The organism is Streptomyces yunnanensis (assembly GCF_029011865.1).
GTDB classification, from domain to species: domain Bacteria; phylum Actinomycetota; class Actinomycetes; order Streptomycetales; family Streptomycetaceae; genus Streptomyces; species Streptomyces yunnanensis.
The window spans coordinates 4,536,477-4,552,084 of sequence record NZ_CP095749.1; the positions used below are offsets into that span (position 1 = coordinate 4,536,477).

The following is a 15,608-nucleotide window of genomic DNA, read 5'->3' on the forward strand; positions in this document are numbered from 1 at the left end:
GGCGGATCGGCAGCCGCCATGGCATTCAATCACTTACCAGCAGGCGTGCACGACGCCTTGTGAGCATTGTCCGTCACACCGGTGACACACTCGGTGCCGATGGCCTCCAATCGACTCCCGCCGGATCCTGGCGCGCGCACTTCCCCAGGCATGATTCTCGACCGTCTGGCCCGGGGCGCGACCCGCGCTGCGCGCATCACTCATACGGAGCACTTGCCCCCGCGCATCGGCACCCATGCCGACTGGCCGGCACAGATCCGGCCGGAAGTGATCGACGCCATCCGTTCGGCCGGAATCGATCGCCCCTGGGCCCACCAGGCACGCGCGTCCGAACACGCACTGCGCGGCGAATCGGTCGTGGTCGCCACCGGCACCGCCTCCGGCAAGTCGCTGTCCTATCTGGCGCCCGTGCTCTCCACCCTCCTGGACGGCTCCGAGGCGCCCAACGGCCGGGGGGCCACGGCCCTGTACCTGGCGCCCACCAAGGCCCTGGCGGCCGACCAGCGGCGGGCCGTGCGCGAGCTGGCCGCCCCGCTCGGCACGGCCGTCCGGCCCGCCGTCTACGACGGTGACACCCCGGTCGAGGAGCGCGAGTGGGTCCGCCAGTACGCCAACTACGTGCTGACCAACCCGGACATGCTGCACCGCGGCATCCTCCCGGCCCACCCCCGCTGGTCCTCCTTCCTGCGCGCACTGCGCTACGTCGTCATCGACGAATGCCACACCTACCGCGGCGTCTTCGGCTCCCATGTCGCACAGGTCGTCCGCCGACTGCGCCGGGTCTGCGCCCGCTACGGCGCCGAGCCGGTCTTCCTGCTGGCCTCCGCGACCGCCGCGGAGCCGGCGCAGGCCGCGTCCCGCCTCACCGGGCTGCCCGTGGCCGAGATCACTCAGGACACCTCGCCGCGCGGCGAGTTGGTCTTCGCGCTGTGGGAGCCGCCGCTGACCGAACTCCACGGCGAGCAGGGCGCCCCGGTCCGCCGCACCGCGACCGCCGAGTCCGCCGACCTGCTCACCGACCTCGCCGTCCAGGGTGTGCGGACGGTCGCCTTCGTCCGCTCTCGGCGCGGCGCCGAACTGATCGCCCTGATCGCGCAGGAGCGGCTCTCGGAGGTGGACCGCTCGCTGCCCGCGCGGATCGCCGCGTACCGGGGCGGCTATCTGCCCGAGGAGCGCCGGGCCCTCGAACGCGCCCTGCACAGCGGTGAACTCCTCGGGCTGGCCGCCACCACCGCGCTGGAGCTGGGCGTGGACGTCTCCGGCCTGGACGCCGTGGTCATCGCGGGCTATCCCGGCACGCGCGCCTCCCTGTGGCAGCAGGCCGGCCGCGCGGGCCGGGCCGGACAGGGCGCGCTGGCCGTCCTGGTGGCCCGCGACGACCCGCTGGACACCTATCTCGTCCACCACCCCGAGGCGCTCTTCGACCAGCCCGTCGAGTCGACCGTGCTCGACCCGGACAACCCCTACGTCCTCGCTCCGCACCTCTGCGCGGCCGCCTCCGAACTGCCGCTCACCGAGGCCGACTTCCCGCTCTTCGGCCCGGCCGCCCCCGGGCTGATGCCCCAGCTGGAGGCCGCGAACCTGCTGCGCCGGCGCGCCACCGCCTGGTACTGGACGCGCCGCGAGCGGGCCGCCGACCTCACCGACATCCGCGGCCAGGGCGGCTCGCCGGTGCAGGTCGTGGAGGCCGGCACCGGGCGCCTGCTGGGCACCGTCGACGCCGCGGCGGCGCACACCACCGTCCACGACGGGGCGGTCCACCTCCACCAGGGCCGCAGCTATCTCGTCCGGCACCTGGACCTGGAGGACAACGTCGCCCTCGTGGAGGAGGCCAATCCGCCGTACTCCACCACCGCCCGCGACACCACCGCGATCTCGATCCTGGAGACCGAAACCGAGGTCCCCTGGGGCGACGCCCGGCTGTGCTTCGGCTCCGTGGAGGTCACCAATCAGGTCGTCTCCTTCCTGCGCCGCAAACTGATCACCGGGGAGGTCCTGGGCGAGACCAAGCTCGACCTGCCGCCCCGTACGCTGCGCACCCGCGCGGTGTGGTGGACGGTCACCGAGGACCAGCTCGACGCCGCCCGGGTCAACCCCGAGCAGCTGGGCGGTGCCCTGCACGCCGCCGAGCACGCCTCCATCGGCATGCTGCCCCTCTTCGCCACCTGCGACCGCTGGGACATCGGCGGCGTCTCCGTCCCCCTGCACCCGGACACCCTGCTCCCGACGGTCTTCGTCTACGACGGCCACCCCGGTGGCGCGGGCTTCGCCGAACGCGCCTTCCACACGGCCGCCGACTGGCTCGCCGCCACCCGCAGCGCCATCGCCGCCTGCGAGTGCGAGGCCGGTTGCCCGTCCTGCATCCAGTCCCCCAAGTGCGGCAACGGGAACGACCCGCTCCACAAACGGGGCGCCATCCGACTGCTCGGGGAGCTGTTGCGCGGGGTGCCCGGCGACTGAGCCGGGACGGCCCGTCGCCCGGGCGGGGCCGCCCTCGCCGGACAGCGGACGTGTCCGGGGCGGCGGCCCCGCCCACGCCACCGGTACGGGCCCGGCGTCCGCCCGCGGGCCGGTTTCCGGGACCGTGCCGGACCACGCTTCCGTCTCGGCGTCCGCTGCGGCAGCGGCGGGGCCGGCCCGGGACCGGACCCGCGCCGTGAACGGGCCGCCGTCGGCCTCGGCCGTGACATCGGCGATCAGCGCGTCCACGGCGCAGCGCACCAGACGGGTGTGCTGCGCGGCGGCCACCCGACGTGCCGTGGCGCACGCCGCCACCGGGCCGCGGAGCGCCTGGTCCGCGGCCGCCAGCGCCGCCAGGTCCGCCGCGCCGCCCGCCCGGTGCCGGGCGGTGACCGCCTGCCCGACGGCCACCAGCGCGGCGAAGACCGCGCACAGGGCCGCCGCCGCGAAGACCGTCCACACCGTGGCGGAGCCCTCGTCACCGCACCGTTTCCTCCGCAAGGGCCACCGCCTCTCCACCGACCCGCACCGGCAGCCGGGTCCCTCCGGGCAACGCGGCCTCGACCCGTACGCGCACCAGGTCGCCCTCGCGCGCCACCGTGATCCGCGCGCCCCGGGGAGCCGCCCCACGGGCCGCGGCGAGCACCTGCGCCGCCGGCTCCTGACGCGCCGCCGCACGGGCGGCGGCCCGCGCGGCGTCCACGCAGGCGATCCGGGCACAGGCGGCCAGCAGCCCCCAGATCAGCGCCGCCGCGACCGCCACCAGCACCGGAAGCACCACCGCCGCCTCCGCCGTCACGAATCCGGCGTCCCGTGCGCCGCGCCCGCCGGGCGGGCCCGCACCGGCACGCGCGGCCCGGGCCCGCCCGCTGCCCTCAGAACGGCACATCGAGCGCCCTCTGGAGCACGGACCGCAGCGCGGCGGCCACCGGTCCGCTCGTCACGAGCTTGTAGAGCACCGCCGCGAACGCGCACGCCGCCAGCGTCCCCACGGCGTACTCCGCGGTGCTCATCCCGCGGTCCGCCCCGGCCGCGCGCACCCGCGCCCACCATCGACCGAACATCTGCTGCCTCCTTGGCATCTCGCGAATCCCGAACTCCCGGGGAGTCCGCGATTCCGTGCATGTGAATCCGTCATTCCGTGGATCCATCGATCCGTGAATCCGTCGATCCGTGCGGCGGTGAAGCCGTGGGGCCCATGGCCCCGGTGAAGTCCCTTCCGTGGTCGGGCCTCGGTCTCGGTCTCGGTCTCGGTCTCGTCCGACGCGTCTGATCCCGCCTCCGTACGCCGGGCCGCCGGGCCGCCGGACCACCAGGCCGCCGCATCGCTGTGTCGCCGTGTCGCCGTGTCGGCTCAGCCGTCACCTCCCAGCAGTCCGCCCGCCAGTCCGAGCAGCACCGGTGCCACCCCGAGCACCAGGAAGGCCGGCAGGAAGCACCCGGACAGCGGGAGGGTGACCAGCACCCCCGCCCGCCGGGCCCGTGCGGTCGCGGCCCGGCCCCATTCGGCACGCAGCTCGGCCGCGATCCGGGAGGCCGGCTCCACGGCCGGGGCCCCCGATATCCCGGCGCGCTCCATGCAGCGCGCCAGTGCCCCGGCTCCCGGGAGTTCCGCCAACCGTGGCCATACCGCGGTCGGTTCACCGCCCAGCCGTAGTTCCGCCGCGACGTGGCGCAAGCGCTCGGCGACCGGCCCGTCCAGCGACCGGCCCACCGCCTCGGCCGCCTCCCGCGGACCGGCCCCGGCCGCCAGACAGGCCGCCAGGAGATCGCCGGCCGGGGCCAGTTCGGCGGCCACCCGCGCCGCCGTGCCCCGATCGGCCGCCGCGGCCCATTGCCGCCGGAGCCAGTGGTACGCGCCCCAACCGGCGGCGGGCCCCACCAGCAGCCCGGTGACACCGCCCAGAAGGACGGCCACGCATCCGGCCACCCCCAGGGGCCCGGCCCACTCCTTCAGCCGATCGCCCCGCGGGCCGCCTCCTCGGGCCGCTGCCCGCCTCCGCCACCGGCCTCGGACGACCCACCGCCCCCGTGCGCGCGGGCCCTCCTCGCCGCCGTACAGCCCGCTGGCGGCACCTTCCAGGACCATCGGCACCCGCCGCCGCACGGCACGCTCGCCATGCAGCAGCCGCCCCAGCGCCGCCGCACACAGCACGGCCGCCGCGGCCAGCACCGCCATCCCCACCCTGTGGACAACTTCCGGGCTCACCACACCCACCTCCCCCTCACTTCACTTCCGCTCCGCCGACGCCTCGGCGACGATCCGGGCCGTCCAGGCCACCCCGCCCCACTCCAGTAGCCCGCCGACGGCCAGGCATCCCCAGCCGGCCGGGGTGTGCAGCAGCACCCCGAGGGGATCGGCACCGAGCGCACCGCCCATCAGGAGCCCGCCCACCGGCAGCAGGGCGAGCATCAGGGCGGTGGCCCGCGGCCCGGCCAACTGGGCCTGTAGCTCCTCCCGTTGGTCGCGCTGCGCGGCGAGCCCGGACGCGATCCGCTCCAGCCCGCGGGCCAGCCCCGCACCGCCCTCCAGGGCCACCTGCCAGCACGCCGCCGCCCCGGCGAGCCCCTCGGCGCCGGGCTGCCGCGCCGCCGCCCGCAGCGCCCCGGGGACGTCCCCGCCGTACCGCGCCGCCGCCAGCACCGCAGGCCCCGCCTCTCCCAGCCCCGACGCCCCGGCCACGACCAGGGCCCGATCCGGCTGCCGGCCGGCCCGCAGTTCCGCCGCCACCGCCCCGCAGAACCCGATCACCGCCGCCGCCCGCCGGTCCGCCGCTCGCTGCCGCGCCCACGTCGCCAGCCACCGCCGTACGACGACCAGCGCCACCACGGAACCCAGCACCGGCAGCACCGACCGCCCCAGCACCCCCAGCACGACCCCGGCCAGCACGCACCAGATCTCCGCGCCGACCTCGCACCGGCGCCCCAGCCGCCACCGCCGGCCTCCCTCGCCGTCGACCGCCCGCCCGGCACACCACTCCCGCAACACCGCACCGCGCCCCCGGTCCGGCCGTCCCGCCGCGACGGACACCGCCCCGACGTCCCCCAGGAGCGCAGCCATCCGCCGCCGCAGGGCGCGCCCGCGCCGCAGCCGCCGCGCCAGCACCGCCGCGCATCCCACCGCGGCCGGCAGCACCACCGGCCCCACCGCGTCCCTCAGCACCCCTGGCCACCCCTCTCGCACAGCCGCGCCAACCGCCCCCAGCCACGCGCCTCCTGGAACCCCTCCGGGCTCCAGATCGCCGCCGGAACGGTCACCACGAAGCCGTCCCGGTCCCGCTCCAGGACGTGGATCTCGGCGATCCGACGCCGCCCGGCCCGGTCGCGCACGAGGTGCAGCACGACGGACAGCCCGGCCGCCAACTGGCTGTGCAGGGCCGCGCGATCCAGCCCCGCGGTGCATCCCAGCGCCTCCAGACGGGCCGGCACATCGCACGCGGCATTGGCATGGACCGTGCAACAGCCGCCCTCATGGCCCGTATTGAGGGCCGCCAGCAGATCGGTGACCTCGGTGCCACGCACCTCACCGACCACCAACCGGTCCGGCCGCATCCGCAGCGCCTGCCGCACCAGGTCCCGCAGGGTCACCCGGCCGACGCCCTCCTGATTGGCCGGCCGGGTCTCCAGCCGCACCACATGAGGGTGGTCCGGCCGCAGCTCCGCCGAGTCCTCGGCCAGCACGATCCGCTCGGCCGGGCCGACCAGCCCGAGCAGCGCGCTGAGCAACGTGGTCTTGCCGGAGCCCGTACCTACGTAGACTCCCAAAGGAACACACGTAGGGAGAACGCAAGTGCCTATTCTGCGGGCGGTGCCAAGCAAACTGCTGCGGCTGATCTTGTACATCCGGGTCTCCACGGCCCGCGAAGACATGATCAGCCCCGAGCTGCAAGAGCACACCGGCCGCAAGTATGCCGCCGACATCGGTGCAGCGATCATCGACGTGATCTACGACTTGGACCTGGACGGGCACGACTTCGCGAAGCGCAAGATCGGCGCCATCATCGCCCGCGTCGCCAGCGACGAAGCGGATGGCGTCCTGGTCTATCGGTACGACCGCTTCGGCCGAAACACCGAGCTGTCCCTGACCAACATCCGGATGCTCGAAGGTATCGGCGGCGTAGCGAAGTCGGCTACGGAACACTTCGACACAAAGACGGCCGCAGGCCGTCTCGCCCGCACGAACATGCTGGGCATCGCCGAGTTCCAGCGGGACATCATCGGCGAAAACTGGATGAGCACTCACGCCAATCGCCTGCGTAACGGGCTGCCGCATCACGGTGCCCCGCGGTTCGGCTATTGGTACTGCGACACGTGCCCGATGCCGAAGCCGCGATCCCCCCGAGGAGTCCGCCGCGAGCACAAGAAGCGCGAAACCTGCGAGAAGTGCAAGTCTGGGATTCAGATCCCACGTCCGCGCTACGGTCCCGCGCTGGCATACGCCTATTCGGAGTTCAGCGACGGAAAGCCACTGACCCGCGTGGCGCATGAGCTCACGCTAGATGGGCTGCGGACGTATGGCGGTCACATCATCACGGACAAGAGCCTGCTGGCTGCGATGGACACCGGGTTTGGCGCCGGATACCTCCGCGTCACTCCTGGCGCCCAGAGCTGGGCTGACGAGCTCCCGGAGTCCGCCGTTGACGGCATCGGGATAGCAAAGATCGACCGGTTCGTCTGGATACCCGGCGCCCACCGGCAGGTCATCGAGTCTGAGGATGTATGGGAGGGCTACCTCGAACGCCGCAGGGCCGGCACCCGCATCGCATCCCACAAGACACGAGCGAAATATCCGGCAAGTGGCCTGGTGTTCTGCATTGACTGCGGTGACAAGCAGGGAAAGGCCATGCGGGCGGGCAGTTCGCGGGGCGCCCGCGGTAGCAAGTACCTGACATGGCGATGCGGCAACATCGACACCGGCCAATGCAATCACTCCAACGCCAGCCGTGAGGCAGTGGATTCGGTGATCTTGAAATGGCTCCTGGAGTGGGCCAAGGATGACGGAACTGCCCGTGCGGTCGCCGAGGCGGCCGTTTCCGCGGAGAAGCAACAGCCGGATGACTCTGCGCACTGGAGTGCCGAGATCACCCGCCTGAAGACACTCAAGAAGAACCTGGTGCGCATGCGAGCTGCCGAGGAGATCGACCAGCAAGAGTTCATTGAGCAGCGCGACGAGTATGCCGCGGAGATTGCAGCGGCCGAGGCCAAACTGAAGCGGTCCAAGAGCTACCGGGTGCCCACGATCCCCAAGCGGGAAATCTTTCAAGGGCTTATGACGGAGTGGCCGCATCTGGATGATGACACTAAGCGTGCAGCATTGCGCAAGGTGATCTGGCGCATCACAGCGAGCCGCGGAGAGTTCCATGATGAGGGCCGCTACAAGATCATTCCCATGTGGGAGCGGCCCATCCTGGAGGTAGAGGCCAGCTGATAGCACGAAGCGTCGCCCCATCCGTACAAGGTGGGGCGACGCCGTGTTTTTCAGGCAGCTTCGGGAAGGGCCGTAACGGGTGCAGGCACAGATTCTGGTTCTTCGACTTCCCGCAGGTAGCGGCGCGCCGCAGCCTTGCCGATGATCTGCCAAAACTCAGCCCAGCACTCATCCTCAGCAGGGCGGGAATCTCGACTTATTGCCACAATTCCCCCTCGGTCTTGACACGGTCGGCGGCTTGTTTGGCCTGTTGGATTTCATAGCGCGTTTGAGCAGCCAGGAACTCTTCGCCAGGGCGATAGCCGGAGGCGAGGTAGGCCCAGTGGGAGACGACGAGGGTGGTCTTCTCGTCTGGAGCGTCCAGGCCGGCACGGGTGCGTGCTTGCTCCAGGCGCCAGGCGCGGCGGACGTCGCGGAGCGCGCCGAGGGTGGTGGAGTAGCGGCGGGATTTGGTGGAGAAGTGGCCGCGGAATCCGAGCATGTGCGCCCACTTCCAAAGCTTGAGGTCAGCGAACTCGGGCAGGTGGCCGAGGGCCCAGGCGGTGCGGATCATCTGGCGGACGTGGCGCTGTACGGGGAGGTCTTGGAGGGGTTCGGCCTGCCCGGTGCCTTCGCAGTCGGCGCACAGATCGCGGAAGCCGTCAGGGCCGCGCCGGTGGCCGCGTCCGGCGCAGGGAGCGCAGATCAGGGAGCGGTCCACCGTGCCGGAGTCTTCAGCGCTTTTGGTGGCGTACTTGGCGACGTATCCGGCGACGGCTTTATCGGTGAGTTCGCCGTTGCCGAGTGCGGTGATCTCGCGTACGTCGAGGCGGTCACCCCAGCGGATTTCGCGGTCTCCGGTGTGGTCGGAAGTCACCGTGAGAACGGTGTTCTCGGCAGCATGGTCGATGGCGGCTTTGAGTGCGTCGATGGTGGCCCAGGGGGGCGGGGGCTGGTTGCTGCCTTCGGGGCCGTCGAAGCGGATGACCGCGTGGAAGTGGACCAGGCCGCGCTTTTGGTACTCGGCGACCTTGGCGAAGGAGACGCGCAGGGCAGCGTTCAGCGCCTTTTGGGTCATGCCGAGGTGGGCGGCCAGGGCGCGGCGGAGGTAGGTGGTGAAGCGTGCCCACAGGGCGCCCGCGTGGGCGTTCCAGAGCACGGCGCCGGTGTAGTCGTAAGTCGAGGGGCGGAGCGGTGTTCCCAACTCCGGTGCATCTTCGGCGTGTTGGGTGCCGCAGGCGCAGGCGCGGAGTTTGCCGCCTTCGGTGGGGCGGTTGTGGACGGGGCCGAAGGAGGGGGCGGTGAGGGTGGCGAAGACGCGGGGGTGGGTGCGGACCGTTTCGGGGACGGTCTTGCCACCGGAGAGGCCGGCCTTGATCAGGTGGTAGGTGTCGGCAGCGTAGACGCGGGAGCAGGCCGGGCAGCGGGACGAGCGGCGGTTGCCGCACGCGGTCAGCAGGCGTCCGGTGGGCTCGTTGGCGGTGGAGTACGAGCGCAGGACGGTGTTCGTGGTGGCGTCGAGGGTGGCGGTGTGGCCGACGAGGTTGACCGGGCGGGTGCAGCCGCGCAGGTTGCGGACCTGTTCCTGCACGCGGTCGAAGTCTTGGAGGTTGGCGAGCTCTACCAGGTCCCGCACGGCGGGGCTGACCACGTGGCGCAGGTCCAGATGGCTGGTCATGGGATGCGGGGTGTCCTTCCTGGTGTGAGGGTGGGAAGCCTCCGGTTGGGCCTCCGGGCAGCGACCGAAATGCGCATGCGGTTGCTGCCCGGAGGCATGCCGGACCGAGCCCGGTTACGGGCAGGGCGGGGAGGGTGCCGGGAGGCCGGCAGAGGGTCAGGCCGTCAGGGCCGCGTATGCGGCGGTGGCCAGCCGGGGGCCGACGCCCAGTCGGGTCTTGAGCTGGGTGGCCGTGATGGGCTCGCCGTGTTCGGCCTGGTGGGAGGCAGCGATCTTGCGCGCCTCATCGAGCAGCGGCTCGGGCACTTCGGGAGCCGCATCGGCTGCGGGGGCCGGTACCGCTCTGGCGGGAGCCGGAGCCGGGGCAGGAACCGGTACTGGAACAGCCGCAGGTTCCGAAACATGAGCCGGAGCCGGGGTTGCCGCGGTAGGTGCCGGGGCGGGGGTCTCGTCGTCGGCAGGTTCCGTATCCGTGTGGGTCACGGTGTGGAAGTGGCGCAGGAGCTGCGGGCCGACCGCTCCCCAGCCAAGGAGGAGCAGGGGCGCGACAGCGTCCACGGCGGCGCGGCCCCAGTGACCGGCGATGAGGGGTTCGGCGATGTTGAGGGCCAGGGTCAGCAGTCCCGACAGGTGCATCAGCCGGGAGGCGGAGCGCATCTGCTCGGCCTGGACGCCGCGCAGGGAGAGGTAGCGCAGGGCCACCAGGAGGCCGACGACCGACAGATCAACCATGGGGGCAATCAGCGGCGCGACTGGGGCGGGGACGCCCAGGCGCAGGGCCAGGGACCAGACGTTGCCGAAGGAGAAGACGAACGCCAGGGCGGCGATGACGGCCATGACCACGGTCACGGTGCGCTGAGTGATCCGGTCCTCAGACATAGGGGGTTCACCTCCTCTCAAGTGGCCGTAGGGACGGGGGTGTTGGGGTCAGGCTGCTTCGTCGTCCTTGTGCAGGTCGATGCGGGCGGGGGCGTAGTGGTCGAGAAGGATTTGCGGGTCGCAGGTGCGGTGCCCGGTGGTGTTGGCGATCTCGGCGGCGTGCGCGTCGTCCACGTAGGGGGTGCGGACGCGGGTGAAGCCGGGGCGGCCCTGCAAGGCCATGGAGGCGACGCCGACATAGGACGGGTCTTGCAGGTGCATGGGGTTGGCGTCGGGCCAGTCGCGGATGGCCTCACCGAGCGCCGCCACGGACGCTTCCGCGGTCTTCTGCGCGAAAGACAGGCCCACCGGGCACACGTCCCGGATGAACGTCGGGATCGCATCGCCCGTGGTCTTCTGCGTGGCGAGGATGACCAGGATGCCGACGCTGCGGCCCTTCTTGACCAGGTCCTCGACCAGCCGGGCGTTCTCCGCAGTCAGAGCGGCCAGCCGCTTGGTTTCGCGGTCGCTGCCCTTGTAGTCGCGGAAGTAGGTGTGGGCCTCATCGAGGATCAGCACCGTCAGCGGCCACTTCTCGGACGGGCCGACGTGCCACATGTTCTTCACGCCCAGCACGTCCTTGATGCTCGCCGAGCGCCCCCGGCGCAGCTTGACCAGCCGCTTGAACAGGGCGTTCGCCTCGTCCAGGTCATCGCCAACGAACGCGAACAGGCGGTGCATCAAGTCGGCGTAGTCGCCCTCATAGGCGGTCGACACCTTGCCGTCCGCTACCGCGAACTGCACGTTCGGCGAGGGCGCGCAGTCGCAGATGAACCGGTTGATCAGCGAGGTCTTTCCGTAGCCGGGAAGGCCGGCAACGGTGACACCGGGCACGTCCTTGAGCGGCACGGTGACCGACTGCGCGTAGTCGTCGACGCCCAGATGCCAAGTAGCCAGGTCTTCCGGCTCTTCACCGGTAGGCACGTGCTCGGTGGGCGTGATCAGCGGATCGCGGCGCACGCCGCGGATGATGATGTGGCCGGGGCCGTCGGGCATGACCGAGACGCGGACGCAGCGCCATGCGTCGGCGAGGTGCGGTGCAGCCTTCTGGAACTGCTCCAGGCCGACCTTGGGCAGGCAGTTCGCCCGTGCCACGATGCCGAAGCGGTCCGGCTTGACCTTCAGTGCCGGGGTCAGCTCCCGCGGCTTGGGCGTCTTGTCGCCATCGGTGGTCAGGGACGCCAGCGCCGTGGGCATCTTGTCGGTGACCGACAGCCCCTGCATCCGTGCGAGGCGCTTCCAGCCCCACCGCACCTTGACCGCCTGGCGGATGCTGGCCTTCATCGTGCGGTCCGCCGCGATGTAGCGGCCCAGCCACACGGCCGCGATGACCGCGAAGACGGTCAGCACCGTCACCGCCACCACCGGGGAATAGGTGTTGAGTTCGTTGAGTGTCACGTCTGGCTCCGTTCGCCGTAGAGGAAGGCCCACAGGGCCGAATCGAGGTCGCCCCAGTCGAAGTCATTGATCACTGGGGGGAATCCGTGAGCGACCAGAACGGCCGCCACGTCATGCGTCACCTGCTCGCTGAAGCGCGGATCGGGTGGGGGGCTGGGACCGGATAGGCCCGATCCCAGCCCGGGATGAAGTCCCTCACGCGGCCGACTCCTTGGCGGCCGGGGTGTCGATGACCAGCGCCTTGACGCGGTAGCTCACGCCCGAGGAGACCTGACCGTTGAACAGGTTGGCCCAGGGGTTGGCGACCAGGTCCACGGTCTTGACCGGCATACCGGGCTTGAGGCCGTTGGGCAGGCCCGTCTCCGGAACGGTGACCTTCAGCGTCTCGGCGCGCTCCCCCTCCATCAGGAAGATCATCACCGTGTAGAGCGGGGCGTTGGTCTCACGGTCGAGGGCGCGCTCACCCTTGTCCTGGTCCGCCCACTTCGGCACCGGCAGCGCGCCCGCCATGAAGCGGGTCTCCGGCAGCAGACCAACGCGAATGCTCGTGCGAGCCATGTGTTCTTTCCTTTCGGTCGCCAGCCACGCGGTGTGGCTGGTGTGACAACAGTTTTACCCGAACGCTCTAGAGCAGTCAAGTGCGAACCAGATCGCTCTAGACCACTTTCGAGACGGGAGTGCCAGTAGCGGCAATGGCGGGGGGGGCCGTCTTGATGTCCGGGCTCGCAGCCACCCCCGAGGGGGTGCACGGTAGAGACGTGGCCGCCCAGCAGCGCCTTGCCGGTCTGCGGCAGTCATGGCAGTCCACCACCCTCCGCCACTGCTGCTGCGGCCGGGCGAGGCGGTCACCGTTCTCGTGCACCCCGCGCCCCCGCTGGGGGTGGGCCGCACTGGACCGGAGGACTACACCCTCGATGTGTTCTCCTTCGAGCCCGGGGACACCCTCCTGCTGTACACCGACGGCGTCATCGAAGCCCGCGACCCTGCCGGCGGGTTCTACCCGTTCACGGAACGGGCCGCCCAGTGGACCGAGAGCAGCCCCGAGACGCTTCTGCATCACATCCGGCGCGATCTCCTCGCCCACGCCGGCGGACGCCTCGACGACGACGCCGCCCTGATCGCGATCCGCCGCACGACCACTCCGCACCCGAGCCGCCGCCACGGGAGGCTCATCCATGGCAGCGGATTCCGCCACGGCTCCGCAACAAGCCAATGAACAGGCCCGACGGCCAACTCAGCCGCTCAGTCTCAATTACGGCGAGAGCGACAACAGGGGTGGCACGGCTCACTCCCCGTGGCCGGATCGCCGCTCCAGAGGCAGCGCCGGAGTCTCGCGGACTGTCCAGACCGGTCTAGAGCGGGCTACCCTCGCGAGTATGAGCATGCCGACAGACCACCCGATCCCGCCGTACCTCCTGGCGGCCGGCAAGCTGCGCAAGCAGATCGAGGAGGGGAAGCTGAAGCCCGGCGACAAGCTCCCCTCGTCACGGGATCTGGTCACGGAACTCGGCATCGCGAACGCCACCGTGCACAGCGCCCTCCGGGTGCTGCGGGAAGAGGGCCTGGTCTACTCCGTCCCCAACCGTGGCACCTATGTCAGCGATCCCAAGGCGGCGGAGTTCAAGATCGATTCCACCGCGCCCGCCTGGTACAGCGCGGCCAAGGGGAAGACCGCCTCCGGCGACGAGGCGGCCTCTCCCGTGACCGAGGCCCTGGCTCAGATCCTGGAGCAGATGCGCGAGATGGCAGGGGAAGTGAAGGCCCTCAAGCAGCACGTGGCGACTCTTGAAGACAAGGTCCATCAGCTAGAGCAGAAAGACGCTCGCTGACCCGCCCGGCGCGCTCCCGCACTTCCGCCATCTCCTGATTCAACTCCGCAGCCGCCTCTGCGATCGCCATCAGCAACGTCAGATCGTTCTCGTTCACCGTGCACATCCCCGTCTTGCGTGTCATTTCGCTTCCACCCCAGTCAGCACCCGCGACCTCACCACCGCGCTTACCAAATCGGCCCGTTGACGTAACGGAAGCGGCACGACCAGCCCGGTAGGCCCCGTGGTAAGCCCCCGCAAGACCAAGTAAGCAGCGCAGTAAGGCACCGAGGAGACGCGGCTCTGCTCACCAGAGGCCGGCCACCAGCCCGAGCAACTGGCACCAGCTTCCGGGCGCCTGCCACCACCGTGCGCGCAATGCGCAGCGATCGCAGCACCACTTCCCGCCCTGCGGCCCACTTCGTTCCAGGAACCCGCCCTGCGGGAAACAACCCGCATCCGAGCCCCGCACGACGAATCGTTTTGCCGCTCACCACTCACCGCGTACATGGCACCTGCCTCCTTTCATGGCGCCGCAGCACAGCACGGCAACCGGACACCTCCCCGAACGCGCCCCATGTTCCGGACGATCGCGCTTTTGGCGAAGCCGGATTTCCGTGATAGGAGCCCGCCCTCACCCATGAACAGGTGGGGAATCCAGGCCAGGCGTGACGGATCATGACCCACACCACATTCATTCGCCGTGCCGTCCTTTCCTGGGTGTCGCTGGGAGATTCATATTCCGGAGGATCGCCGGTTTGGGTAACCGGGGATCCCGTGCTATGTGTCCGCCAGCGTGTGACATCCAGTGATGCAGGTCACACCTAACCTCCTTCTCGCAGCCGGGGACCTCGCGCCGCCGTCCGCTGCCATTGCGGAGAGGGGAGCCGCTGGCCGCCAGATGTGACACGCGTCCCCCGAATGTGATCCACGCCACTCCATGTGCCTTTCGCCTCTCCGTGCGCCGAACACCGTCGAGGCCATCTGTCATGGAACGGACACCCCCTGTGGACAACATTTCGGCATCTCGGAGAAGCAACCCGGAGCGGACAGGACAGCGCAAAGCCTGTGCGGCACCTGGCCAAACCCGCATTCATCCTGTGCACAAACCCGCGGACATCTCGAACCGCGGTCGCGTGAAATCGGCATGCAGGAACTCTGCAACGGTCAGCCTGTGGATAGATTTTGACGATCTGCGAGACGAACTCGCATGAATCGGCATAGTCCAGGGCAAGCAGGGGCGCGAGCGACATGGACGAGGGGGCAGTGCTGGGACGCTTCGCAGCAGCGGCCAAGGAGGAGCAGCAGCCGAGCTGTTCAAAGTTTCCTTACTGGATCAAGGCGGCCCGCTACGCGGCCCGCGCGCGCTGGCGGCCGAAGGCCGCCGACGCTCCTGTCTACCGCCCCGCTCTCGGCACCCCCCGGCAGCTCAGCGCGCAAGGCCAAGCAAGCGGTCCGACGGAGCCCAGGAAGCAACCCGACCAGCCCGAAGCAGCACCACCAGGCCGACGCCACGAAATCGACCCGCGCAGTCCCCACGACCAGGCGCACGCGACCAGCAGCCCAGGCCAAGCCGAATCCACGGAGACCTCTCACAGCCGGGGCGACGCCCCAGGCTCCACGCGGTCAAGTGCGAGCAGCGCGAAACCTGGGGCACCCCATGGACGTCCCACCCGAGCCCCAGCGACTGCGAAAAGGAGAGCCCGGGGAGACGCACCTGCACCAACGACCGACCACGCCGACCGACACCACGCCGGCCACAGGATTCGCCCATGCGGCCCCGCGACAGACCGCCGCAACGGCCGGGACATGGCCCCCGCCGTGACGTCAACGGATAGCGTGGCTGGGCACTGTGGCCGGTTGCTGTCCACACGTGACGGGTGATCGTCACAGCGCGGGCGCATCGTGGCTGACTTTCGTGGGCTGAGGCCCACAAGAC

At 70.7% G+C, this 15,608-nt stretch carries 12 protein-coding genes and 2 pseudogenes; 4 read left to right on the forward strand and 10 right to left on the reverse strand.

The annotated features are described in order from the left end of the window. The first annotated feature begins 99 nt into the window (after window positions 1-99). A complete protein-coding gene (locus tag MOV08_RS19515; RefSeq protein WP_203232561.1) occupies window positions 100-2,460 on the forward strand; it encodes a DEAD/DEAH box helicase in 2,361 nt (786 codons plus the stop codon). 228 nt (window positions 2,461-2,688) lie between these two features. Here MOV08_RS19515 and MOV08_RS19520 read toward each other — a convergent pair. The 6 genes and pseudogenes from MOV08_RS19520 to MOV08_RS19545 form a co-directional block, all read right to left on the reverse strand. Continuing rightward, window positions 2,689-2,979 (reverse strand): annotated as a pseudogene (locus MOV08_RS19520) (Rv3654c family TadE-like protein); the annotation flags it as partial. Beyond that, window positions 2,939-3,349: a TadE family type IV pilus minor pilin gene (locus MOV08_RS19525; protein ID WP_078875817.1), complete on the reverse strand. Its 411-nt coding sequence runs from the start codon at window positions 3,347-3,349 to the stop codon at window positions 2,939-2,941. The gene MOV08_RS19525 and the pseudogene MOV08_RS19520, both read right to left, overlap by 41 nt. Beyond that, entirely contained in the window at window positions 3,336-3,524 is a 189-nt protein-coding gene (locus tag MOV08_RS19530) for a DUF4244 domain-containing protein (protein WP_099055706.1), read from the reverse strand. The genes MOV08_RS19525 and MOV08_RS19530 overlap by 14 nt, the downstream gene beginning before the upstream one ends. 290 nt (window positions 3,525-3,814) lie before the next feature. Further along, complete coding sequence (locus tag MOV08_RS19535) at window positions 3,815-4,669, reverse strand: type II secretion system F family protein (protein ID WP_420834187.1); 855 nt, start codon at window positions 4,667-4,669, stop codon at window positions 3,815-3,817. Window positions 4,670-4,690: 21 nt separating this feature from the next. Next, window positions 4,691-5,623, reverse strand: coding sequence for a type II secretion system F family protein (locus MOV08_RS19540; protein ID WP_275308306.1), 933 nt, complete (start codon window positions 5,621-5,623; stop codon window positions 4,691-4,693). Further along, window positions 5,617-6,213: pseudogene (locus tag MOV08_RS19545) on the reverse strand (CpaF family protein); the annotation flags it as partial. The gene MOV08_RS19540 and the pseudogene MOV08_RS19545, both read right to left, overlap by 7 nt. Before the next feature lie 55 nt (window positions 6,214-6,268). Between MOV08_RS19545 and MOV08_RS19550 the strand changes: the two are divergent. Next, on the forward strand, window positions 6,269-7,888 hold the full coding sequence (locus MOV08_RS19550; protein ID WP_275308307.1) for a recombinase family protein: 1,620 nt from the start codon (window positions 6,269-6,271) through the stop codon (window positions 7,886-7,888). A 196-nt stretch (window positions 7,889-8,084) separates the two neighbouring features. On the opposite strand, the gene MOV08_RS19555 is transcribed toward MOV08_RS19550, so the two are convergent. The 4 genes from MOV08_RS19555 to MOV08_RS19570 all read right to left on the reverse strand — a co-directional run bounded on the left by MOV08_RS19555 (window position 8,085) and on the right by MOV08_RS19570 (window position 12,419). Continuing rightward, on the reverse strand, window positions 8,085-9,545 hold the full coding sequence (locus MOV08_RS19555) for a replication initiator (RefSeq protein ID WP_275308308.1): 1,461 nt from the start codon (window positions 9,543-9,545) through the stop codon (window positions 8,085-8,087). Between the two features lie 156 nt (window positions 9,546-9,701). After that, window positions 9,702-10,424 carry a DUF2637 domain-containing protein gene (locus tag MOV08_RS19560; RefSeq protein ID WP_275308309.1) on the reverse strand — a complete coding sequence of 241 codons (723 nt, stop codon included), beginning with the start codon at window positions 10,422-10,424 and terminating at the stop codon, window positions 9,702-9,704. Between the two features lie 48 nt (window positions 10,425-10,472). Beyond that, window positions 10,473-11,861, reverse strand: a complete 1,389-nt coding sequence (locus tag MOV08_RS19565) for an FtsK/SpoIIIE domain-containing protein (protein ID WP_275308310.1) — start codon at window positions 11,859-11,861, stop codon at window positions 10,473-10,475. A gap of 195 nt (window positions 11,862-12,056) precedes the next feature. After that, on the reverse strand, window positions 12,057-12,419 hold the full coding sequence (locus MOV08_RS19570; protein WP_275308312.1) for an SCO3933 family regulatory protein: 363 nt from the start codon (window positions 12,417-12,419) through the stop codon (window positions 12,057-12,059). 238 nt (window positions 12,420-12,657) lie between these two features. Between MOV08_RS19570 and MOV08_RS19575 the strand changes: the two genes are divergently transcribed. Both MOV08_RS19575 and MOV08_RS19580 read left to right on the forward strand, forming a co-directional pair. Further along, window positions 12,658-13,077 (forward strand): PP2C family protein-serine/threonine phosphatase, encoded by a 420-nt coding sequence (locus MOV08_RS19575; RefSeq protein ID WP_275308313.1) that lies wholly within the window; start codon window positions 12,658-12,660, stop codon window positions 13,075-13,077. A gap of 160 nt (window positions 13,078-13,237) precedes the next feature. After that, window positions 13,238-13,690 carry a GntR family transcriptional regulator gene (locus MOV08_RS19580; protein WP_275308315.1) on the forward strand — a complete coding sequence of 151 codons (453 nt, stop codon included), beginning with the start codon at window positions 13,238-13,240 and terminating at the stop codon, window positions 13,688-13,690. The last annotated feature ends 1,918 nt before the right edge of the window (window positions 13,691-15,608 follow it).